A 23591-nucleotide genomic window follows, 5' to 3' on the forward strand; every position below is an offset into this window, starting at 1 on the left:
GAGCTGGCTTGCCAGCGATGGCGTCCTCTGAGGCGCAATCGCTGGTGGGCGCAGACGAAGGGTTACTGGAGATCCGCTGATTTCTCAGAGGTTGTCGGGCGACACACCAGCGCCACCCGCTCGTAGTTCAGCGCCTTGTTGCGTTCCGGCAAGGCATAAGGCGCTTCGCAGCGCTGGTTCTGCCAGTTGATGGTCAGGGTACCGGCGTCGGCTTCCACCAGCGCCAGTGCCTTGCCGCCGGGGTCGGAGATCGCCAGTTGCTTGCCGGCGCTGTCCTCCAGCGAGGCGCCAAACGGGATCGGCTGGTGTTGCGCGTCGAACAAGGCGAACTGCACGCGGCGTCCGGTCTTGCTGGTGTAACGCGCCAGCACCACCGCACCACGGCGTGGCACCACTTGCCGGGTCGCATTGTCGATCTCGATATCGCCGCCCAGATCGCGGGTGTCGAGGTTGATCCAGTTCACCCGATAAGGCTGCGCATTGGGCACCACGGCGAAGCCGTTACTGCCGGTCTTGGCCCCGCTGAAACTGCCGATTTTCACCCCTTCCACGCCTTCGACCTGCGCCAGCGCGAATGTCTCGCCCACGGTTTGTCCCAGGTTGATCCCGCCGCCGTGGCCGACGATCGAACCTGCCAGGTTAAGGTTCTGCGAGTTGTAGCCGCGTCCCTGACTGTAGCCGGCACTGATATCCATCACCGAGGTGCGAGTGCTGAGGTTGACCGACCCAGAGTTGCCGCCGGTGCTGCTGTTGCCGGCTTGTACCGAGTAATAGGTGTCGCTGTCTTCCGACAGATAGCCATTGATGCCCATTTGCGTGGTGTCGCTGGATTTCTGCGTGCTGGCCGAGACAAAGGCCCGTGGTGCACGGGGCTTGGAACCCAGCGGGAACGACACGGACAGGTTGACCAGCGTGTCGTTGTTCGCCGGGCCGTAATTGCCGACATCTTTGGAGTAGGTGGCGCCGATGTTGTAACTCACATCCCCCCAATAGTTGCTGTAACCGGCCGACAGGCTTTGCGAACCGCCGCGTCCCCAATAACGCTGGTCGCTGGCATTCACGTAGACGCTGCCAAATTCCTGGTTGCGCCCCAGGCTCTGGTTGACGGTCAGGTCGGTGCGGGTTTTCGAGTTGCCGCTGCGTTGCTGGCCATCGCGGCTCAACTCCTCGACGTGCTCGGTGAGGGTGCGATAGCCCTCGGTCGAGTAACGGTAGGCGGCGAGGGTGAAGTTGGTGTCGGTGCCGGTGAACGTCTTCGCATACAGCGCGCGCAAGCTGTTACCGGTGACCGTTTCGCCGAAGGTGTTGCTCATGGAGTGGGTCAAGTCCAGTGAGATCGCACCGATGGCAGTATTGCGACCGGCCCCGACGGACAACGCCTTGAAATTGTCCGTGGCCTGCACACCGACGATCCCGGACAAGTTGCTGCTGATGCCATACGCCAGTGTGCTGCTGACAAACTGCGGGGTCTGCTGATCCTCGCTGTTGCTGTTGTACTGGCCGGCCGAGACGCTGTACTTCAACTGGCCCTGACGGACCATGATCGGCAGGCTGGAAAATGCTTGCACCGTCACCCGGCGTCGACCATCGGCTTCGATAATCGTCACTTCCAGGTCGCCATTGGAACCGCTGGGGTAGATATCGCTGATCTCGAACGGCCCCGGCGGCACGTTGGCGGTGTAGAGGATGTAGTCGTTCTGGCGAATCTCCACGGTCGCACTGGACTGCGCAACGCCGCGAATCACCGGCGCATAACCGCGCTCGCTGTCGGCACGCATGCCGTCGTCGGACGCCAGTTTCAGACCGCGATAGCGCACGCTGTCGAACAGGTCGGCGTCGGAGAAAATATCCCCGGCGCTGAACTGGCCTTTGAGCGCGGTCACGTCATGTTGCAGATAGCTGCGGTTGCTCTTGAACGTGCTGGGCTGGCCGGTGCTGCTGTTGAAGTTCGACTCGTTGCGCAAGCGCCAGCCACCGAGGTTGATCCCGTTGCGCAAGCCGAGGTTGTTGGACAGGGTGTTGTCAGCCTGGGTGCTGTTGCGGCTGCTGCTCAACTGATAGTTGATGAACGCAGCGGGCACGCCTTCGTCCCACAGCGCCGGGTCGACGTAACCACGGCGGCCACGCTCCATGGCGCTTTGCGGCACGCTGACCATCAGGCGCAGGCGCGGCACGTCGTAACGCACGCTGGCATGATCGATCAGGGCGGGCAAGTCGATGCAGGCGTCGGAGTCATCAGCGGCCAGTTTGCCGCTGGCTTGCAGTTGGCCGATATCGACCCCCAATTGCTGCACCATCTCCAGGGTCAGGCAGGCCTCGACCTTGCCCGTGCCGGGGTGGCGACGGAAGTCGATATCGCGACGGCCGACCAGGGTCTCGTTGCCGTAGAGGTCGACCCGGTAAATGCCGGGTAACACGCGACTGCTGGCGAGCAGCGATTGCAGGTCAACAGAGGAGGGCGCGCCTTGCAGAAACGATGTATTGAATTGTTCTTCGTCATCGGCCAGGCAGGTGCAACTGAACACCAGGGCAATCGAAAATGGCGCCAATCCGTCGCGCTTGAGTAAAAACATGCAGGAACCCTATATCACCTCCGAAACGAACTAACGGAGCGAAGAGAAATACAGTGACAGTGCGGCTGTAGCAGCGGCACGGAAGTTATGGCGCTTCTTTATTCAAACTGGCGCGGGCATCGAGATTGTTCGAAAGTTGCGCGCTGTAACGGTCTTGTGCGCCATAGTCATTAATGCTGCTGAATAACAGGCGCACTGTATTGGCGTTGTGAAGTTGTTTGAGGCTGAACTCTTTCTGTTCGCCGGGGGCGATCATCATCGAATCAAAAGGGTGTTCGCTGCCTGCGCCGGATTGCAGGGTGATATCGGCAATCGACACGTGATACTGGCCCGGGTTGTTCACCTGCAGTACTCGTTTGCCGGCACGTTCGGCCAGGCGCCAAGTCAGTTCGCTCGGTGCCAGGTAGGCATTGTTTTTCAGTCCCGAGGGACGGAAGAACACCTTGATGCGCTGGCGCACGGCCAGTTGCAAAGTGTTGGCCGATTTCGCCGACTGGGGAATTTCCTGCACGTTGAGCCAGACCACCGACTCGCGGTCGGTCGGCATGCCCGCGCCTTCGTAGATCACCCGCAAGATCTGCTGTTCGTCGCCGCTGACGCGCACCAGGGGCGGAGTGACGGCAAAGGGTACCGCGGCGGTTTCACTGGAATCGGTGTCGATCCACGACTGAATCAGTACATCTGCACCGCTGTTACGCACGGTGATCCCGGCTTCCTTGTGTTGGCCGTCGAAGACCAGACGGGTGCTGCTCAAGGAAATGCCGGCCATGGCCTGATTGGCCACGAGCAGACCCAAAAGGCCCGCACAAAAGGACAATGAGTGACGATAAAACATAGGGGGGTACCGCGCAATTGAATGAGGGTGCAGGGCCGACCGGCCCCGCACCAGGCGTGAGTGTTCGCGCGGGTTATTCGTATTGCAGCGTGAACGGCAGGGTGGCGTCGCCACGACCGGCAACGGCAGTTGCCACGTCGGCGGTGGTGACGTAGGCGGCCGAGAATTTCAGCGTGGTGTTGCTGTCTTGCAGGGTGTTTTCGATCTTCGCGGTGGACGGCGAGCTCAGGTCGATCAATGCGCCGTTGGAGTCGAGCAAGGCGATACCGATGTTCTTCGCAGCGCCCAGGCCGTCGATCAGCTTCAGCACTTTGGTCCCGGCAACGATGCCCGAGCCTGCGCCCTTGGTCGGTTCGAAAATCATCGCCACTTTGGTGCCGGCGTTGCAGTTGATCTTCATGTCGAAGTTTTCGGCGCTCAGGGTGCCGTTGCCTTTAGGTGCAGTGGCGGTGCCCATGTCCTTGATCGACACTTCGCCCATGTTGACCGAAATGGTTTTGTTGCTTCCGGCGCCTTCAACCGAGCAGGCATCGTTGTTGATGGTGCCGGTGAAGTTGATGGTGCCGCTGCCGGCCTTGGTTGGTGCTGGCGGAGCCGGTGGATCTTCTGCCAGCGCATTGCCCGTGGCGGCAATGATCGAAAGGGCGAGAAGTGCGCGAGTCAGCTTTTTCATGTTGTTTTCCAATGGTTGGGGTTAAAACAACAACACGATATAGCGCGCACTTTTGCTGGAACATCAGACGATTCCTAGAAGTCGTCTTTAACTGGAAAGTCATTATCTGTTAGTTAAACAAGTTGCGTTCTATGCAATAAGCCAATAAGTCCTGATCACTGCTGACTTCAAGTTTGCGCATGGCCGATATCTTTTGAGTGCTGATCGTCTTGGCGCTTCTGTTCAACCCACGGGCAATGTCGCTGACGCCCAGCCCCGAGACAAACAAACGCAATATTTCGTGCTCCTTGGGCGACAGTCGGGTAAAGCGTTCGTCGAGGTCAGCATTGTCGACGATCACGGAAGTCGGCGGCGGTCCGTTGCTGCGTACCGGATTACCCCGGGCAATGGCCTTGAGCGCCGTTTCGATTTCGTTGTGCAGCTGGTTTTTCTGAATGATCGCCAGCACCCCGAGTTCTTGCAGGCGCGTCAGGATCAGCGGGTTGGAAATCATCGTCAGCACCAGCACGCGGACGCCGGGGTAGTGCCGCGTCAGGTAGTCCACCAGTTTCAGACCATCGCCGTAGGTCGAGTCGCCGGGCATGTTGAAATCGGTGATGACCAGATCCACCCGGCGGGTTTCGAGCAGGTTGATCAGTTCGCTGGAGCAAACGGCTTCGCCCACCACGCGAAAGCGCTGGTCACGCTCAACCAGCTCGCGTACCCCCAGCAGAACGATCGGATGGTCATCGGCAATGACTACGTTCAGGGTTTCCATGGCTGCTTTATCCAGAGTGAAATTATTCAAGGGTATCCAACAGATCTTTCAAGCGAGCCAGATGCTGGCGGACTTCCAGGTCCAGGGTGCGAGTCACGGCCATGCCGTGTAAACGACACTCCAGTTCGACAAACGCTGTGGCCATGGCTTCGACCTGCACCGCACCCAGCGCGCCGGCCATGCTGTGCAACTGCTGCGCCACGCGATTGGCATCGGCGCTGTCCAGTGCCGTCAGGGTCGTGTGTATGTCCTGGCGCAGAGTGGTGACAAATAGTTCGCGCATTTTCGGCGACAGCTGGATCGGCGCGGCGGTGGCCTCCGGCAGGGCGACCTTGCAGTGTTTTTCCAGGTGCGCGCGCAGGGTGGCAAGGTTCAGCGGTTTGACCATCCACGCGTTCATGCCCACCGCAGCGCAGCGTTCGCCTTCTTCGCGCAGGGCGTTGGCGGTGACGCCGATAATCGGCACGGTCTGGTCCCGTTGGCGCAATGCTTCGGCCAATTGGTAGCCGTTGATGATCGGCATGCTGACGTCGGTCAGCACCAGATCGAAGCGCCCCGGCGACCACTGCGCCAGCGCCTGTTCGCCATTGGCGGTGACGACTACCGTGCAGCCCAGCACCTCCAGTTGCTCTTTGATGATTGCCGAGTTGATCACGTTGTCTTCCGCCACCAGTACGTGCAGATTCAAGCGCCGGGTCTTCTCCGTCGGCAACGGCTGACTGGCGCTGCCGGCGCCATGCAGGGTTTGATGAATCGCCCAGGCAATCGCCCGGACATCGCCGGCATCGACTTCCCGGTCGGCACCGCGCAACTGCGACGGGTTGGGGCCGCCTGCAGTGGCGATGATGCGTGACCCGGGCCACGGCGTGGTATTGGCCAGTGGCGAGAGCTCCACCAGCAGCGCCGATGACCCGGGCGCATCCGCCGGCAGCGCACGGCAATCGAGGCCGAAACGGTTAAGCCAGGCGATCAGGTGCTGTGCCAGCTCAGTGACCTGGGCGCGCACATAAACGGCGGGGATGCCGGGATTGAACGCAGGGCAATCGGCCAATGCGCCGGGCGCGTGTTCCAGTGCCAGTTGCAGGGTAAAACTGCTGCCCAGTCCCGGTTCGCTGACCACGTTCAACTGGCCTGCCATCAACTCGCAAAGCCACTTGCAGATGGCCAGGCCGAGGCCGGCACCGGCCTGTTCGGTGGCGTCGTTGACCTGATAGAACGGGTCGAACAATTGCTGTTGTTGCGCCTGGGAAATCCCCACCCCCGAATCGCTGACCTGCCACTGCACATTGGCACGACCGTCGACACTTTCCAGCACCCGTACCCGCAACACCACACGACCGTTATCGGTGAACTTGATCGCGTTGCTCAGCAGGTTGTTGAGGATCTGGCGAATCCGTATCGGGTCGCCGCGTAGCCGGTCCGGCAGCGTCGCGTCGATGCAGGCATACAGTTGCAGACCCTTGGAAAGGGCGAAGGCGCTGTAGGTGCGCACGGTGTCTTCGGTCAATTCCAGCGGGCAGAAATCCTGCAGTTCGAGGGTCATCTGTCCGGCTTCGATTTTCGACACGTCCAGCACATCGCTGATCAGCTGGAACAACGTGACGGACGAGCGCTGGATGGTCTGCAGGTAATCCTGCTGACGCGGGGCGAGCGCGGTCAGGCCGAGCAGTTCCAGGGTGCCCAGCACGCCATACAGCGGGGTGCGAATCTCATGGCTCATGGTCGCGAGGAAGCGGCTCTTGGCCTGGTTCGCCGAGTCGGCGGCCTGGCGTGCATCTTCCAGCGCCGCCGCGTCTTCGACATGCCGGGTCACGTCATGCAGCGCACACAACCAGGCGTCCTGCCCCTGATAACGGGTGGGCACGAAAGCAACGTGCAGGTGGCGCCCGTCGAGTTCAAGGTCGGCGTGGCCGGGGGCGGTGCGCGAGGTGAGCAGGTTCATCAACTGGCCGTAGTCACGCCACTGCTGGGCACGCTGATTTTGCAGAAGCACATGGTGATCGCTGCGACGGATCACGCACAGGCCGGTTGGCGCGGTGTCGATCACCGCGCGGCTGAACGCTTCGCTCTCGGCGATGCTCGCGTGCGCGCTTTGCGCCGGCAGAATGACCCGGGTCTGGTACCAGCGATTGACCGCCCGACTGCAACCGAGCACGGCGATCACCAGCGCCAACAGGCACAGCAACGGCCACAGCGCGTAATCGAGAAAACTGCGCACACTGATGAAGTAGATTGCCGTCCAGTGTTGCTCGCCGGGGCTGCTCAGTTTGAACACCAGGCCGTCACGCTTGAAATTCACCCCTTCATTCAGCACCTCGTCGGGTTTCAGGGCGCCGGTCAAGACTACGCCACGTGGAGTGATCAAGGTGAAGTCGTCGTAGATCGACCACTGCATCAGCCGCTCGATGTTATTGACCTGCGACAGGTTCATAAGAGAGCCCAATACCACCCAGGTATCGGCGCCCTCGACGGTTAACGCGGTGCTGGCCAGATTGATACTCACGTAGGCCAGCAGGGTTGGCGTGTTCTTGTCATCCTCGGCAGAGACATAGGGTTCCCAGTGCACCTGAAGATCGGGTGGCGGCGAGCGCTGCCCGCGCAGGCGCTTGTTCACCTGGGTCATCACCTCGACCAGATGGCCGACCTGCGTCTGCTCGTTACCGCGCAAGCGCCCGGCAGAGGGTACGGCCACATCAAAATTGTCGGGACCATTGATCAGCACGACCTCTGGCGACTGATAGTGCGAGGCTGACCAGAACGCGCTGTAGTAAGCGGCCAGATGGGTACCGAGGGCAAAGATTTTCGGGTATTGGCTGGGGGCGATCCTGTCCGGATTGATCTTCAGGCTGTAGGGCAGCGAAAACGGCAGGCCGCGGCCCTCAAAAACGCCCGGCCCTTCATCGGGCAGAGGCCTTTGTGTGTAGGGCGGCAATAGGGCAGAGGGCAGCCGCTCACCCTTGGCGCTTTCCCGGGCGATATCCTGCAGGAACACTTCCTGTTCGCGGACATTCTCCATCAGCCGGGCAAAGTGAAACTGCAAGGTTTCGCGTCGCTCTTCGATCATCCGCGTCACCCCCACGTAGCTGATGCCCAGCAACAGCAACATCAGGGCGCCGAGCACCAGCAGGCTCCTGTTCAGGCGCGATGAACTGCTGGCGAGTTTTTCCAGCAAGGCATTGGGATGTGGCATTAGCGAGCCTGGGCAGCAGTGGTGGGAGAGCCTTTGGACACAGTGACCTCGAAAGCTAGTGACATTCGTCAACACCCGCTTGCGGGTCAATACGCGTTCGCCGGCCCGTCATGGGTCAGCAATTGCTGGAACTGATCCGCAGACACGGCGTGGGAGATCAGGAAACCCTGAACCTGAGTGCAGTCGATTTTACGCAACAGAGCAAGTTCTTGCGCGGTCTCGACACCTTCAGCCACCACCGTCAGCCCCAGCTGGCGACCGAGGCTGACTATGCTGGTCAGTGCCTGGGCCAATTCCTCATTGGCGTTGCAGCCTTGCACCAGCGTGCGGTCGATCTTCAATTCAGTGAAGGGCGCCGAGACCAGATTCATGTACGAGCTGTAGCCCTTGCCGAAATCATCCTGGGACAGCTCGAACCCTTTGATCCGCAAGCGGCAGGCACCGGCGTAGAAATTGCTGATGTCGTCGGGCACCGAGCACTCCATCAGTTCGAAACAGATGCGTGCCGGCAAGCCTTGATGAGCCAGCACGAACGCGTGGATGCGGTCGGGCAGGTCATGGCTGTTGAGCAAGTGAGTGGGCAGGTTGATCGAGACCGGAATGTCATAGCCTTGCTGGCGCCAGACGATCTGCGCGGCAATCGCCTGCTCCAACACACACCACAGCAGGCGCTCCTCGAGGCCGCAGGCGACCAGCGCCGGCAGGAATGCCCCGGGTAACAGCGTGCCATGCTCGGGATGCATCCAGCGCACCAGAGCCTCGGCGGCGACGATCCGGCCATTGCTCAGGGCTTTCTTGGGCTGGAACCAGGCGTGCAGTTCGCCATTGTCCAGCGCTTGCAACAGACTCTGGCGGTCGATGCCTTCGCGGGTCTCGGCCGGCGGCGTCTGGCGCAGCGCCTGCAATTGATCGATCAGGCAGCGCAGGGCGGCCGTGTTCACCGGTTTGGAAATCAGCCCGATGACTTTCACTTGCAGATTGCTCGCCACCAGGCTGGCGCCCATCAACATGCGCCGGGAAGCGGCGCTCATGATCGCCAGCGCGGGGCGCGAACGATGCGCGGCGAGGCCCTGAATGAACTGCACACCGTCCATGCCCGGCATCAGCAGGTCGGTGAGTACCAGGTCGAAATCGCGTTGTTTCAGACAGGCCAGTGCCGCTTCGCCGTCCCTGGCGCCGACCACGTCGAACACGCCCAGCTCATTGAGCAGGCTCTGCAAATACAGGTGCTGGAAGGGATGGTCTTCGACAATTAAAAGGCTACAGGGCTTCATGAGCTACTCGTTCGTAGGGAGCCAGGACAGCGAACAAGGCTCGCAGCGTAAAAGGTTTGACCAGGCAGTGATTCATCCCGGCGGCCAGGCACAGGGCGTCTTCACCGCGCATCGCGTTGGCGGTGGCGCCGATGATCGGGGTGGTGCAGCCCTGACGGCGCAGCGCCTCGGCCAGTTCGTAGCCGTTGAGCCGGGGCATGTTGACGTCGGTGAGGACAATGTCGAACGCGCCGTTGCGCCAGAGCGACAAGGCTTCTTCGCCATCGTTGGCCAGCGCCACCGAGCAGCCGAGTTCTTCGAGTTGATCGCGCAGGATCAACTGGTTGATGACGTTGTCTTCTGCCACCAGGATGTGCAGGTGCAATGGCCGTAACGTATGCCGTTCCTGGTGCTGCGGATGCGGGGCGATCGGACCGCCCTGAGCTTGGCGAACCGCGCGCTGGATCGCCGCGAGATCGTTCAGATTGACCTTCCAGCCGTCACGGCTGAACTGCGGTTCGTGGGCACCGTCGCTGCTGGCCAGCACGCGTGGCCCGTGCCATGCCGGGTTTGACGGTTGTCCGAAGGGTGCGGGATGCAGCTCCAGTAGTACAGCCGTCGCGTCGGGCTGGGTGGTGTCAGGTGCGCCGATTTGCGCGCGGGCTCCCCAGCGACGCAACCAGCCGCTGAGGCTGTCGGCCAGTTCGCGGATGGGCGACACCACGTAGACGCTGTTTGCGGCCAATGTCGGCAAAGCGACAGGGGATGCGCCGGAGGAGGGCTGTTCCAGCGGCACGCTCAGGGAAAAACTGCTGCCCAGTCCCGGCTCGCTGACCATGCGCAGAGTGCCATTCATCAAGTGCGTCAGACGCTGGCAAATCGGCAGGCCCAGGCCCGTGCCGGCCACCACGTTGGTGTTGCCTTCGGTCTGGTAGAACGGTTCGAAAATGAACGCCTGATCCTCATGGGCGATGCCTTTGCCAGTGTCCGAGACTTGCCATTGCAGGCACACCCGTTCGCCTTCGCGACTGAGCAGTCTGACTCGTAGCACCACACGCCCGGAGTCGGTGAACTTGACCGCGTTGCTCAGCAGGTTGTTGAGGATCTGCCGTACGCGGCTGGCATCGCCGATCAGCCGGTCCGGCAGTTTTGGGTGGAGGCAGGCATACAGTTGCAGGCCTTTGCTCTGCGCCGCCGCCGCGTAACCCTGGACCACTTCCTGCACCAGCGTCGCGGGGCAAAACTCACTCAGTTCCAGCGCCAGTTGCCCGGCCTCGATCTTCGATACATCGAGCACGTCGCAGATCAATTGCAGCAACGTGGCGGACGAACCTTCGATGGCTTGCAGGTAACTTTTCTGTTGGCTATCGAGTTGTGTACGCGCGAGCAATTCCAGAGTGCCGAGCACGCCGTAGAGCGGGGTGCGGATTTCGTGGCTCATGGTGGCGAGGAACAAGGTCTTGGCCTCGTTGGCCGCATCGGCCGATTGGCGCGCCTGTTCCAGTGCGGCTTCGATTTGTCGGCGCGCACTGATGTCGCTGAACGCACACAGCAACACGTCTTCACCCTTGTAACGAGTCGGTGCGCAGCTCAGGTAAAGGTGGCGGCCGTCGGCGGTCTCGAAGTAATCCGTCAAGAACGGCTCGGCAGCATCGAAGGCGTCGCGAATCCAGCCGGCGCCCAGTTGCTCGCCACAGGCGCCCAGCCATTGTCGGGCGAGGGTGTTTTCCAGCACTACCTGGCCATCGCTGCGCCGCAGCACGCACAGCGCCACCGGGGCAGTCTGGATCACGTCGCGGCTGAACAACTCGCTTTCCACCAGCGCCTGGATTCGGTGAATCGCCGGATTGATCACACGGTGTTCCAGACGCCGGGTCAGCAGGCATACCAGGCTGATACTCAGCAAGCAGAACAGCAACGCACCGAGCATTTGCGGCCACAGCGCCCACAGCACCGCGAGTAAGTCGATGGAGTAGGTGAGTTGCCAGTCGGATGATTTCAGTTGCTTGCGCAGCACCAGTTGCTCGGGCAGCCACCCGTCTCCGACAAACCCGAAGAAGTCCTGTTGCCGCAGCAGCGGCAGGTTCTGCCCGGGCGGCGGCTTGTGGCTGTTGCTGAACAGCGGCATGCCTTGCGAGTTGAACATGGTGAACTCGCCGGCACTGTGGTCGCTCAGGGCGCTGGAGACTTCGCGGTCGTCCATTTCCAGGCCGAGCCAGCCGGAGTTGATGTCGCGCGCGTCTAGACGAATGAAGATGTATAGCTGCGAGTGGCCGTCGGCGGCATGGGTCAGCCAGAGTTCTTTGATGTTGCCGCTGTCGTGGTGCTTGAGGGTCTGCAGTTGTTCGAGCATGGTCTCGGGGAAACGGCCGATCACCGCAGTCGCGTTGTACAGGCGCAACACTTGGGTCCGGGGGCCGCTGCTGACGTAGACCAGGTTGAGCTGCCGGGCCTTGAGGTAATCGCGCATGCGTCGGGTCAGCCAGATGCTCCATTGCTGCCCCGGCGCTTGCCCGAGCAACAGGCGGATCTCTTCTTCGGAGACCGGCAAATCCATGTTGGCCATGCGCGTGGCCGACAGGCTCAGGCTTTCGAGCAGTGCTTCACGGGTGGTGAAAAAGGTATGCGCTTCAGCAATCGCGCTGCTCATATAGCTGCGCCGCTGAGAGATTTCAGTGTTGAAGGTAAACAGCAGAAAGCTGTATACGCCGCCGAGAATGCCCAGCAGCAGTACCAGCGCAAAAATGCGCAACAGGCGTCGCGCAGCGTGGGGCGTGGACAAGACCGGGCTGATCTGGTGGAGGTAGTTCTTCAATCGCATCCCGGCACAGTAGGGGCGGCCGGGCATGATGAAAATCAGACGATTCTTAAAGAGGGCTGCGCGAACAATTGGCTATAGCAACGCATCAATGGATTCAAAGGTAACTCATGACAAATGCAATCGTTGCGTTAGCTGTTCCGGCGCGCATGCCCTTGTCGAACCCACCATTGCCACCTGTTTCAGCGACGCGAAAGTAACGAGCGCTCAGGGGGATCTTCAAGTTGCCTCCCGCAGAGGAATAGTCTGCGAATACATAGCTTTGATGTAAGACTAAAGGGTTTCCATCGCTATTGAGTACTTGCAAAGCCACACCCTGAGCAGTCGAATCTGCACTCAGCTTTACGATACCCCTCGTGGAATTTTGCGAGGGAGAAGTCAGGGTAGGCTTGAGTGTATAAGTTACCTTTTTTATGCCTGGCGGACAGTTGTTAAGGCTGATGTCAAATTTGACCGGCTCAGAATATGCGCCGTTGTGGGCAAAGCTACTCATGTCATGCGACCCCATGTCTACTTTGATGTCAGGCGTTTCACAGGATTGAGGCACAATCGTTGTGCCATTGGTCGCCATTGCTAGTGGTGATACACCATCTGCATGGAAAGTCCCAAGTGTTCCTGCCGGGATTTTCTGTACATCGACTACATCCGCTATTTTGAATAGCCGTAGCACGTGTCTTGTGGTGTCCCATCCGTATCCGCCCGCTTGTCGGCGAATACCCGGATAAATGGGTATCGCTACATCGTCTCTGAAGGACCACTGCCATGCGAGCCCGGTGTTTCCGATTGCGTAAACAAGGTCGCCCGATTTAGACACACCGACGTTGTTCTGAATACCATATGAAAATTCGTTCGTACATCTATACGAGCTGGGCGTAGGTCCAAGTGTTAATGAAGGACTTTCATATATTACGGTGCCGTTAGGTGTGTCACGGGGGATCGAAAGGGTAGCTGGTATTTGCATAGTGATAGTTGTTTGATGATGACCCGGGAAGAACGAGCAATTAGCCGCGCCCGCGTAGCTGGGCGCGAAAAGTAACGACAGACATAGCGTGTGAATCAATTTCGTTAGCTTGAGCGGGCGCTGGAGTTTGAAACGTTTCATGAAGAGGGTTTACGTAATCGGCCAATGAATTGCGTACGTTAAACACGCCGTCTGGTTGTAGACATCAGGCGATTCTTAGAAAGCATCTCTTCCTTTGCACCGTGTCGCGGCCATCGCGAGCAGGCTCACTCCTAAATGTGGAATGCGTTCCCCCCGTAGGCGCGATGACGTTCTTCTATGCGCCACAAAAACCCAGGCCATTGGTCAACTCATTACAAAGCAACCTAACTATTACGTTGACATTCGCTGCCTAGGCAGTAACATCTCGACATACATTCACTGCCTAGGCAGTTATTAGGTGAGCAAATGAAGCATTTCACCCCGGACGAATTCAAACACTGTCATCTCGGCCTGTTGCTGGGCCGTGCCGCGTTGCTCAAGGACCGGATCATCGACACCCACATGGAGCCGCATGGCATCACTGCCGCGCAGTTCAAGGTGTTGATCATCATGGCCCAGTTCGGCGTCGACACCCCGGCCGAGCTGTGTCGGCATCTGTCGCTGGACAGCGGTTCGATGACACGCATGCTCGATCGTCTGGAGCAGAAAGGCTTTCTCGCTCGCCACCGCAGCGAAGGCGATCGCCGTCAGGTGCAACTCAAACTCACCGAGCAGGGCCAGCAACTGGCCGATCGCCTGCCATACATCGGCGCCGACGCGATGAATGAACTGGCCGGCGCCGTCACTCCGGACGAGTTGAAAACCCTGGAATACATCCTCAAGAAAATCCTGCTGGCAGCCGGTGACCCAATCACTATCCAGCGGTTAGGTGAACACAATGAGCGGTAACACCTTGCGCAGCAGCCTGACCTTGGTGCTGTCGGCGATGATCCTCGCCGGCTGCGCCAACTACAGTGGCCTCGACACTCAGGGCAAACGCCTTGATGCGAAAAGCCTCAATGCCAGCCAGTCCCTCAGCGGCGTGACCCTGTCGCCGGCCGCGTGGCCGAAAAGCGACTGGTGGACCAGCCTTGGCGATTCGCAACTCGACGGCCTGATCCGCGAAGCCCTGCACGACAGCCCGGACATGCAGATCGCCGAAGCCCGCGCCCATCAGGCCAGCGCCGCCGCGTATGCCGCCGATGCCGAGCGTTATCCGACCCTCGACGCCAGCGCCGGCATCAGCCGTTCGCGCCTGGCTCGCGATCAGGATCCGCTGGGGCAGGGTGGGGCTTATTCGACGGTGCGCAACGTCAGCGCCGGCTTCAATTACAACTTCGACCTGTGGGGCGGTCAGCGTGACGCCTGGGAAGCCGCACTCGGTCAGGCCCGCGCCGCTGAAGTCGATCGTCAGGCTGCACAACTGACCCTCGCCGCCGACGTCGCCCGCGCTTACAGCGATCTCGGTCAGGCGCACATCGTTTACGACCTGGCGAACGAAGACCTCAAACGCACCAAACAAATGCTCGACCTGAGCCAGCGTCGCCTGAGTTCCGGGATCGACAGCCAGTATCAGTTCCAGCAAACCCAGAGTCTGGAAGCCAGTTCCGAAGCCAGTCTGATCGACGCGGAAAAACGCCTGAACAGCGCGAAAATCGCGTTGGCCGTGCTGCTTGGCAAAGGCCCGGATCGCGGCAACGAAATCGCCCGGCCAAAAGTCCTGCAAGCCAGCGCCGTGGCCGTACCGTCGGTGCTGCCGGCGGAACTGCTTGGCCGTCGCCCGGATCTGGTCGCTGCGCGCTGGCGCGTCGAAGCGGCGAGCAAGGACATCGACTCGGCGAAAACCCGCTTCTATCCCAACCTGAACCTCACGGCCTCGGCCGGGGCCGAATCCCTGTTGGGTGACGCGATGTTCGGCTCGGCCAGTCGTTTCTTCAACATTGCCCCGACCATTTCGGTGCCGATTTTCGACGGCGGGCGCCTGCGCGCCAACCTCGATGCGCGCGACGCCGATTACGACCTGGCGGTGGCGCAGTACAACAAAAGCCTGGTGAAAGCCCTGGGCGATGTCAGTGACACGATCAACCAGCTGCGTGATATCGGCCGGCAGATCGGCGCGCAGCAACACGCCACCGACATTGCTCAGGATTCTTACAACACCGTCGTCCAGCGTTACGGTTCCGGCATCGGCAACTACCTGGACGTGCTCAGCATCGAGCAGCAATTGCTGCAGGCCCAGCGTCAACTGGCCAACCTCAATGCCGAGCAGATCGACCTGTCGATTCAATTGATGCAAGCGCTGGGCGGCGGCTTCCAGGGTGAAACCCTGACCGCAGCCAACGCCACCCCAGCCACGCCGCACAACTAATTCAAGGTATTTGTCATGGCCACTGCCGAAAACACTCAAGCTCAAGGCTCCACTCCCGACACCGGCAATCCGCGCAAACGCAAAGTGATGCTGCTGGTGCTGACCGCTGTCGTCGTCCTCGCCTGTGCCGGCGTCTGGGCGTATCACGAATTCATCGGGCGCTTTAACGAAAGCACCGACGACGCCTACGTCAACGGCAACGTGGTGGAGATCACCCCGTTGGTCACCGGCACCGTGGTCAGCATTGGCGCGGATGACGGTGATCTGGTTCACGAAGGCCAGGTGTTGATCAACTTTGACCCCAACGACGCCGAAGTCGGCCTGCAAAGTGCCCAGGCAAAACTGGCGCGCACCGTGCGTCAGGTGCGCGGCCTGTACAGCAACGTTGACGGCATGAAAGCCCAGGTCAACGCGCAACAGGCTGAAGTGCAGAAGGCCCAGGACAACTACAACCGGCGGAAAAACCTCGCCGCTGGCGGCGCGATTTCCCAGGAAGAACTGTCCCACGCCCGCGACGACCTGACCTCGGCGCAAAACGCCTTGGCCAACGCCAAACAGCAATTGAAAACCACCAGCGCGCTGGTCGATGACACCGTGGTGTCGTCGCACCCGGATGTGATGGCGGCCGCTGCCGACCTGCGTCAGGCCTACCTGACCAACGCCCGCAGCACCTTGATCGCGCCAGTCACCGGTTACGTCGCCAAGCGTACCGTGCAACTCGGTCAGCGTGTGCAGCCGGGCACGGCGTTGATGGCGGTGATTCCACTGGATCAGCTGTGGATCGACGCCAACTTCAAAGAAACCCAATTGCGCGACATGCGCATCGGTCAGCCGGTGGATATCGAATCCGACATCTACGGCAGCGACGTGAAATACAGCGGCACCGTCGACAGCCTCGGCGCCGGTACCGGCAGCGCGTTTGCCTTGCTGCCGGCGCAGAACGCCACGGGTAACTGGATCAAGATCGTGCAGCGTGTGCCGGTGCGCATTCACATCAATGCCGAAGAACTGGCCAAACATCCGCTGCGCGTCGGCCTGTCGACCAACGTTGAAGTCAACCTGCACGACCAGAGCGGTCCGGTACTGGCGCAGCAACCGCCGCAAAAAGCCTCGTTCAGCACCAACGTCTACGACCGCCAACTGGCTGAAGCCGACGCGATGATTGCGCAGTTGATCCACGACAACAGCGCTGCGCTGAGCAAAACCGCGCAACGCTGACCTGCACCCTGTAGTAGCGAGCCCCTGTGGCGAGGGGATTTATCCCCGATGGGGCGCGAAGCGGCCGCTCTTTTGACTCAGAAAAGCCGGGCCTGCTGCGCAGTCCATCGGGGATAAATCCCCTCGCCACAGGGGCTCGCTCTCACAAGGGCTGCTGTGTCTGTAACAGACGCAGCGTCAACTTGGTTTCATAGGATTCGCGATGAGCAATAACGCCTCTTTCACGCCGCCCAGCCTGTTGCTCAGCACCATCGGCCTGTCGCTGGCGACGTTCATGCAAGTGCTCGACACCACCATTGCCAACGTGGCGCTGCCGACGATTTCCGGCAACCTCGGGGTCAGTTCGGAGCAGGGCACGTGGGTGATCACCTCGTTCGCCGTGAGCAACGCGATTGCGCTGCCGCTGACCGGTTGGCTCAGCCGTCGTTTCGGCGAGGTGAAGCTGTTTCTCTGGGCCACCATTCTGTTTGTGCTGGCCTCGTTCCTCTGCGGTATCTCGACGTCGATGCCGGAACTGATCGGTTTTCGCGTGCTGCAAGGCCTGGTGGCCGGGCCGCTGTACCCGATGACGCAGACGTTGTTGATTGCCGTGTATCCGCCCGCGAGGCGCGGCATGGCCCTGGCGTTGCTGGCGATGGTTACGGTGGTCGCGCCGATTGCCGGTCCCATTCTCGGTGGCTGGATCACTGACAGCTACAGCTGGCCGTGGATCTTCTTTATCAACGTACCGATCGGCATCTTTGCGGTGATGGTGGTGCGCTCGCAACTGGCCAAGCGTCCGGTGGAAACCAGTCGCCAGCCGATGGACTACGTCGGGCTGATCAGCCTGATCATTGGCGTCGGTGCGTTGCAGGTGATCCTCGACAAGGGCAATGATCTGGACTGGTTCGAGTCGAACTTCATCATCATCGGCGCGGCGATTTCGGTGATCGCGCTGGCGGTGTTCGTCATCTGGGAAATGACCGACCAGCATCCAGTGGTCAACCTGCGCCTGTTCGCTTACCGCAACTTCCGCATCGGCACGCTGGTGCTGGTGCTGGGTTACGCCGGGTTCTTCGGCATCAACCTGATCCTGCCGCAGTGGCTGCAAACCCAGATGGGGTACACCGCAACCTGGGCCGGTCTGGCCGTGGCGCCGATCGGTATCCTGCCGGTGTTGCTGTCGCCATTTGTCGGCAAGTACGCGCACAAGTTCGACCTGCGTCTGCTGGCCGGGCTGGCGTTTCTGGCGATTGGCTTGAGTTGCTTCATGCGGGCGGGGTTCACCAATGAAGTGGACTTCCAGCACATCGCACTGGTGCAGCTGTTCATGGGCATCGGCGTGGCGCTGTTCTTCATGCCGACCCTGAGCATCCTGATGTCCGACCTGCCGCCGAGCCAGATTGCCGATGGTGCCGGCCTGGCGACCTTCCTGCGGACCCTGGGTGGCAGCTTCGCGGCATCGTTGACTACGTGGATCTGGATTCGCCGCGCCAATCAGCACCATGCGTACATGAGTGAAAGCATCAGCACTTTCGAACCGACAACCCGGGAGACCTTGAATCACCTGGGCGGCGCGAGCCAATCGGCGTACGCGCAGATGGACCAGATCCTCTCCAGCCAGGCGTACATGCTCTCCACCGTGGATTACTTCACGCTGTTGGGCTGGGGGTTCATGGGGCTGATTCTGATTGTGTGGCTGGCGAAACCGCCGTTTGCCGCGAAGGCAGGGCCGGCGGCTTCCGGGCACTAAGGTCAAAAGCCCCTCACCCTAACCCTCTCCCAGAGGAAGAGGGGACTGACCGTGGTGCATGTTCGAGGTACGCCGACTTGCAATACCGAGCCGAACTCAGGTTTTGAAAAGCACAGAGATCGGCTCCCTTTCCCCCTCGCTCACTAGGGGAGAGGGGACTGACCGAGTTTTTTGTTTGAGGTACGCCGACTTGCGATACCGAGTCGAACTCAGGTTTTGAAAAGCATAGAGATCGGCTCCCTTTCCCCCTCGCCCCCTTGGGGGAGAGGGCTGGGGTGAGGGGGTAAAGCTCTTCAGCCGTGCGGCAAAGCCAGCGGCGGGGCGAAGTCGAACGGCGCCAAGGCGTAGCCGCTCTCATCGACCTGCAACGCCCATCCCTGACGATCCCAATCCCCCAGCACAATCCGCTTGGCCGCCTGCTCGCCGAGCTGCAGTTTGTGGATCGCCGGGCGGTGGGTGTGGCCGTGAATCAGGGTTTTCACCCCGTATTGCTGCATGATCCGTGGAATCTCGTGCGGCGTGACGTCGACAATGTCGTTGGCCTTCATCCGCGTCTGCGCACGGCTTTCGCTGCGCAGTTTGCGCGCCAGTTTATGGCGGGTGCTCAGCGGCAGATGGCGCAGGATGAACAGGGTGATCGGGTTGCGCAGGTAGCGACGCAGCTTCATATAGGCTTCGTCGCGGGTGCAGAGGCTGTCGCCGTGCATCAACAGCACCGGCTCGCCATAGAACTGCACGACACTCGGGTCCTTCAATAGCGTGCAGCCGGCTTCTTTGCAGAAGGCCTTGCCGAGCAGGAAGTCGCGATTGCCGTGCATCAGAAAGATCGCCGTGCCGCTGTCGCTCAATTGGCGCAGGGCCTGGCAGATGGAACGCTGAAAGGGCGTCATGGCGTCGTCGCCAATCCACGCCTCGAAGAAGTCGCCGAGGATGTACAACGCATTCGCCGAGCGGGCGCGTCCGGCGAGCAAATCCAGAAACGCCCGGGTAATGTCCGGGCGCTCCTCTTCCAGATGCAAGTCTGAAATCAGCAATATCACGCTTCGATGATCTCGGCTTTCTCGATGATCACGTCGTCTTTCGGCACGTCCTGGTGACCGGCCTTGGAAGTGGTGGCAACGCCTTCGATCTTGTCGACCACGTCGGTACCGGCAACGACTTTACCGAACACGGCATAACCCCAGCCCTGAGCGGTCTTGGCGGTGTGGTTGAGGAAGCTGTTGTTGGTGGCGTTGATGAAGAACTGTGCCGAGGCCGAATGCGGGTCCATGGTGCGGGCCATCGCCAGGGTGTACTTTTCGTTCTTCAGGCCGTTGTCGGCTTCGTTCTGGATGCTTGGGCGCTTGTCTTTCTTTTCCTGCATGCCAGGCTCGAAACCGCCGCCCTGGATCATGAAGCCCTTGATCACGCGGTGGAAAACCACGTTTTCGTAGTGACCGGCCTTCACATATTCGAGGAAGTTGGCAGCGGTGATTGGCGCTTTTTCCGCGTCCAGTTCGATGACGATGTCGCCGTAGTTGGTGGTCAGTTTGACTTGAGTCATGATCGCTACTCTTTATAAGGAATTCGTGGTTTTCGGACACTGAGTCCCGAAACCGGTTCAGCCTGCTTCGGCCAAGGTGCGCAGTTTAGCGTGACAGGCGCGAATTTCGAGGCTGTTTTTCAATTCCCGGCGATTAAATGCGCTCCTTTATAGGCCGTGCTCTGTCAGGCCCTTGACAGCATCGGCTATGATAGCGGCTTTGTTTTGTCTGGCCCCCTTTGCGGCCGCGCACATGTAAGTCAAGGATCCTATGAGCAAGCCCACTGTCGACCCTACCTCGAATGCCAAGTCCGGCCCTGCCGTGCCGGTCAATTTCCTGCGGCCGATCATCCAGGCAGACCTGGACTCGGGCAAGCACACCCAGATCGTCACCCGTTTCCCGCCGGAGCCCAACGGCTACCTGCACATTGGTCATGCCAAGTCGATCTGCGTGAACTTCGGCCTGGCTCAGGAGTTCGGCGGCGTCACGCACCTGCGTTTCGACGACACCAACCCGGCCAAGGAAGACCAGGAATACATCGACGCGATCGAAAGCGACGTCAAATGGCTGGGCTTCGAGTGGTCCGGCGAAGTGCGCTACGCCTCGCAGTATTTCGACCAGTTGCACGACTGGGCCGTGGAGCTGATCAAGGCCGGCAAGGCCTACGTCGACGACCTGACCCCTGAGCAGGCCAAGGAATACCGTGGCACGCTGACCGAGCCGGGCAAGAACAGCCCGTTCCGCGACCGTTCGGTTGAAGAGAACCTGGACCTGTTCGCCCGCATGCGTGCCGGTGAGTTCCCGGACGGCGCCCGTGTGCTGCGCGCGAAGATCGACATGGCCTCGCCGAACATGAACCTGCGCGACCCGATCATGTACCGCATCCGCCACGCCCATCACCACCAGACCGGTGACAAGTGGTGCATCTACCCGAACTACGATTTCACCCACGGTCAGTCGGACGCCATCGAAGGCATCACCCACTCGATCTGCACCCTGGAGTTCGAAAGCCATCGTCCGCTGTACGAGTGGTTCCTCGACGCACTGCCAGTGCCGGCGCACCCGCGTCAGTACGAGTTCAGCCGTCTGAACCTCAACTACACCATCACCAGCAAGCGCAAGCTCAAGCAACTGGTCGATGAAAAGCACGTCAATGGCTGGGACGACCCGCGCATGTCCACGCTGTCGGGCTTCCGCCGCCGTGGCTACACGCCGGCTTCGATCCGCAACTTCTGCGACATGATCGGCACCAACCGTTCCGATGGCGTGGTCGACTTCGGCATGCTCGAGTTCAGCATCCGTCAGGACCTCGACGCGAACGCTCCGCGCGCCATGTGCGTGCTGCGTCCGTTGAAAGTCGTGATTACCAACTATCCGCAAGACCAGGTCGAGAACCTCGAACTGCCGCGTCATCCGCAGAAGGAAGAACTCGGCGTGCGCAAGCTGCCGTTCGCCCGTGAAATCTACATCGACCGCGATGACTTCATGGAAGAACCGCCAAAGGGCTACAAGCGCCTGGAGCCGAACGGCGAAGTGCGTCTGCGCGGCAGCTACGTGATCCGTGCCGACGAAGCGATCAAGGATGCCGACGGTAATATCGTCGAACTGCGCTGCTCCTACGATCCGGACACCCTGGGCAAGAACCCGGAAGGCCGCAAGGTCAAAGGCGTGATCCACTGGGTGCCGGCGGCTGCCAGCATTGAGTGCGAAGTGCGTCTGTATGATCGCCTGTTCCGTTCGCCGAACCCGGAGAAGGCCGAGGACAGCGCGAGTTTCCTCGACAACATCAACCCTGACTCACTGCAAGTGCTGACCGGTTGTCGTGCTGAGCCATCGCTTGGCGACGCACAGCCGGAAGACCGTTTCCAGTTCGAGCGCGAAGGTTACTTCGTCGCGGATATCAAGGACTCGAAACCCGGTCAGCCGGTATTCAACCGTACCGTGACTCTGCGTGATTCGTGGGGCCAGTGATTCAAGGGATTTAACGTGCTAACGATCTACAACACGCTCACCAAGAGCAAAGAAGTCTTCAAACCGCTGGATGGCAACAAGGTGCGCATGTACGTGTGCGGCATGACCGTGTACGACTACTGCCACCTCGGCCATGGCCGCAGCATGGTCGCGTTCGACCTGGTGACCCGCTGGTTGCGCTTCAGCGGTTATGACTTGACCTATGTGCGCAACATCACCGACATCGACGACAAGATCATCAATCGTGCCCGCGAGAACGGTGAATCGTTCGACGCGTTGACCGAGCGCATGATCGCCGCGATGCACGAAGACGAAGCGCGTCTGAACATCAAGAAGCCGGACATGGAGCCGCGTGCCACGGATCATATTCCGGGCATGCACGCGATGATCCAGACCCTGATCGACAAGGGCTTCGCCTACGCCCCGGGCAATGGCGACGTGTACTACCGCGTCGCCAAGTTCATGGGCTACGGCAAGCTGTCGCGCAAGAAGATCGAAGACCTGCGCATTGGTGCGCGCATCGAAGTCGACGAGTCGAAAGAAGACCCGCTGGACTTCGTGCTGTGGAAAGCCGCCAAACCGGGCGAGCCGAGCTGGGAATCGCCATGGGGCGCCGGGCGTCCGGGCTGGCACATCGAGTGCTCGGTGATGTCCACCTGCTGCCTCGGCGAGACCTTCGACATTCATGGCGGCGGCAGCGACCTCGAGTTCCCGCACCATGAAAACGAAATCGCCCAGAGCGAAGCGGCCACCGGCAAGACCTACGCCAACGCGTGGATGCATTGCGGCATGATCCGCATCAATGGCGAGAAGATGTCCAAGTCCTTGAACAACTTCTTCACCATTCGCGACGTGCTCGACAAGTACCACCCGGAAGTCGTGCGTTACCTGCTGGTGTCGAGCCACTACCGCAGCGCGATCAACTACTCGGAAGACAACCTCAAGGACGCCAAGGGCGCACTCGAGCGTTTCTACCACGCGTTGAAAGGCCTGCCGAGCGTTGCCCCGGCCGGCGGCGAAGCGTTCGTCGAACGTTTCACCACGGTGATGAACGACGACTTCGGTACGCCGGAAGCCTGCGCCGTGCTGTTCGAGATGGTGCGCGAGATCAACCGCCTGCGTGAGAGCGATCTCGACGCAGCGGCAGGTCTGGCGGCGCGTCTGAAAGAACTGGCGAGCGTGCTGGGCGTGTTGCAGTTGGAGGCGGATGACTTCCTGCAGGCGGGCGCTGAAGGGCGTGTCGATGCGGCTGAGGTTGATGCACTGATTGCTGCACGTCTGGCGGCGCGGGCGGGGAAGGATTGGGCTGAGTCCGATCGTATCCGTGATCAGCTGACGGCGATGGGCGTTGTGTTGGAAGACGGTAAGGGTGGGACTACCTGGCGTCTGGCTGACTGATAGCTGTATTTAGCTTCAAAACAAAACCCGCCTTGTGCGGGTTTTTGTTTGGGCGCAAGAAAAGTCCCTCATCCTAACCCACCCGAAACGTCGGGCCGCCCGGAGGGAGAGGGGACCGATTGGGGGATGTTCAGGAAATACGCCGACTTGAACGTGCTGCTTTGAATCCACAATCGACTGGTTTTTTCAGGTCGATGTGCAACGCCAGACACCTCGGTCGGCTCCCTCTCCCGGAGGGAGAGGGGACCGAATGGGGGATGTTCAGGAAATACGCCGACTTGAACGTGCTGCTTTGAATCC

The 23591-nt window shown here is 60.4% G+C and carries 16 protein-coding genes; 6 read left to right on the top strand and 10 right to left on the bottom strand.

The genetic code is table 11. From position 1 onward, the window contains the following. Positions 1-62 precede the first annotated feature (62 nt). The 8 genes from PseuLF5_RS17835 to PseuLF5_RS17870 all read right to left on the bottom strand — a co-directional run bounded on the left by PseuLF5_RS17835 (position 63) and on the right by PseuLF5_RS17870 (position 13201). Positions 63-2573 (bottom strand): fimbria/pilus outer membrane usher protein, encoded by a 2511-nt coding sequence (locus PseuLF5_RS17835; protein ID WP_340134175.1) that lies wholly within the window; start codon positions 2571-2573, stop codon positions 63-65. An 85-nt stretch (positions 2574-2658) separates the two neighbouring features. Continuing rightward, positions 2659-3408, bottom strand: a complete 750-nt coding sequence (locus tag PseuLF5_RS17840) for a fimbrial biogenesis chaperone (RefSeq protein ID WP_222832541.1) — start codon at positions 3406-3408, stop codon at positions 2659-2661. 73 nt (positions 3409-3481) lie between these two features. Then, positions 3482-4081, bottom strand: coding sequence for a fimbrial protein (locus PseuLF5_RS17845; RefSeq protein WP_186744388.1), 600 nt, complete (start codon positions 4079-4081; stop codon positions 3482-3484). A gap of 109 nt (positions 4082-4190) precedes the next feature. Beyond that, entirely contained in the window at positions 4191-4838 is a 648-nt protein-coding gene (locus PseuLF5_RS17850; RefSeq protein ID WP_123462406.1) for a response regulator, read from the bottom strand. Between the two features lie 22 nt (positions 4839-4860). Further along, positions 4861-8028, bottom strand: a complete 3168-nt coding sequence (locus PseuLF5_RS17855; protein WP_340134176.1) for a hybrid sensor histidine kinase/response regulator — start codon at positions 8026-8028, stop codon at positions 4861-4863. 86 nt (positions 8029-8114) lie between these two features. Next, positions 8115-9302, bottom strand: coding sequence for an EAL domain-containing response regulator (locus tag PseuLF5_RS17860; protein WP_340134178.1), 1188 nt, complete (start codon positions 9300-9302; stop codon positions 8115-8117). After that, a complete protein-coding gene (locus tag PseuLF5_RS17865; RefSeq protein WP_123462412.1) occupies positions 9289-12102 on the bottom strand; it encodes an ATP-binding protein in 2814 nt (937 codons plus the stop codon). Before PseuLF5_RS17865 ends, PseuLF5_RS17860 begins: the two co-directional genes overlap by 14 nt. A gap of 94 nt (positions 12103-12196) precedes the next feature. Continuing rightward, a complete protein-coding gene (locus PseuLF5_RS17870) occupies positions 12197-13201 on the bottom strand; it encodes a fimbrial protein (RefSeq protein WP_186744379.1) in 1005 nt (334 codons plus the stop codon). Between the two features lie 306 nt (positions 13202-13507). Between PseuLF5_RS17870 and PseuLF5_RS17875 the strand changes: the two genes are divergently transcribed. The 4 genes from PseuLF5_RS17875 to PseuLF5_RS17890 all read left to right on the top strand — a co-directional run bounded on the left by PseuLF5_RS17875 (position 13508) and on the right by PseuLF5_RS17890 (position 18399). Continuing rightward, the gene (locus PseuLF5_RS17875; protein WP_222832546.1) at positions 13508-13990 is read left to right on the top strand and encodes a MarR family winged helix-turn-helix transcriptional regulator; all 483 of its coding nucleotides are present in this window, start codon (positions 13508-13510) and stop codon (positions 13988-13990) included. Continuing rightward, positions 13980-15449: an efflux transporter outer membrane subunit gene (locus tag PseuLF5_RS17880; protein ID WP_340134180.1), complete on the top strand. Its 1470-nt coding sequence runs from the start codon at positions 13980-13982 to the stop codon at positions 15447-15449. The genes PseuLF5_RS17875 and PseuLF5_RS17880 overlap by 11 nt, the downstream gene beginning before the upstream one ends. A gap of 15 nt (positions 15450-15464) precedes the next feature. After that, positions 15465-16667, top strand: a complete 1203-nt coding sequence (locus tag PseuLF5_RS17885) for an HlyD family secretion protein (protein WP_340134181.1) — start codon at positions 15465-15467, stop codon at positions 16665-16667. A gap of 202 nt (positions 16668-16869) precedes the next feature. Beyond that, entirely contained in the window at positions 16870-18399 is a 1530-nt protein-coding gene (locus tag PseuLF5_RS17890) for a DHA2 family efflux MFS transporter permease subunit (protein WP_336346348.1), read from the top strand. A gap of 293 nt (positions 18400-18692) precedes the next feature. On the opposite strand, the gene lpxH is transcribed toward PseuLF5_RS17890, so the two are convergent. Beyond that, positions 18693-19439: a UDP-2,3-diacylglucosamine diphosphatase gene (gene lpxH, locus PseuLF5_RS17895; protein ID WP_340134182.1), complete on the bottom strand. Its 747-nt coding sequence runs from the start codon at positions 19437-19439 to the stop codon at positions 18693-18695. Next, positions 19436-19942, bottom strand: coding sequence for a peptidylprolyl isomerase (locus PseuLF5_RS17900; protein ID WP_123462423.1), 507 nt, complete (start codon positions 19940-19942; stop codon positions 19436-19438). The genes lpxH and PseuLF5_RS17900 overlap by 4 nt, the downstream gene beginning before the upstream one ends. A gap of 250 nt (positions 19943-20192) precedes the next feature. Here PseuLF5_RS17900 and PseuLF5_RS17905 point away from each other — a divergent pair, with 250 nt between their 5' ends. After that, on the top strand, positions 20193-21893 hold the full coding sequence (locus PseuLF5_RS17905) for a glutamine--tRNA ligase/YqeY domain fusion protein (RefSeq protein WP_123462425.1): 1701 nt from the start codon (positions 20193-20195) through the stop codon (positions 21891-21893). 15 nt (positions 21894-21908) lie between these two features. Then, complete coding sequence (cysS, locus tag PseuLF5_RS17910) at positions 21909-23291, top strand: cysteine--tRNA ligase (protein ID WP_128614803.1); 1383 nt, start codon at positions 21909-21911, stop codon at positions 23289-23291. Positions 23292-23591 lie beyond the last annotated feature (300 nt).

It is taken from the genome of Pseudomonas sp. LF-5, from assembly GCF_037626295.1.
In the GTDB taxonomy this organism is placed as follows: domain Bacteria; phylum Pseudomonadota; class Gammaproteobacteria; order Pseudomonadales; family Pseudomonadaceae; genus Aquipseudomonas; species Aquipseudomonas monsensis.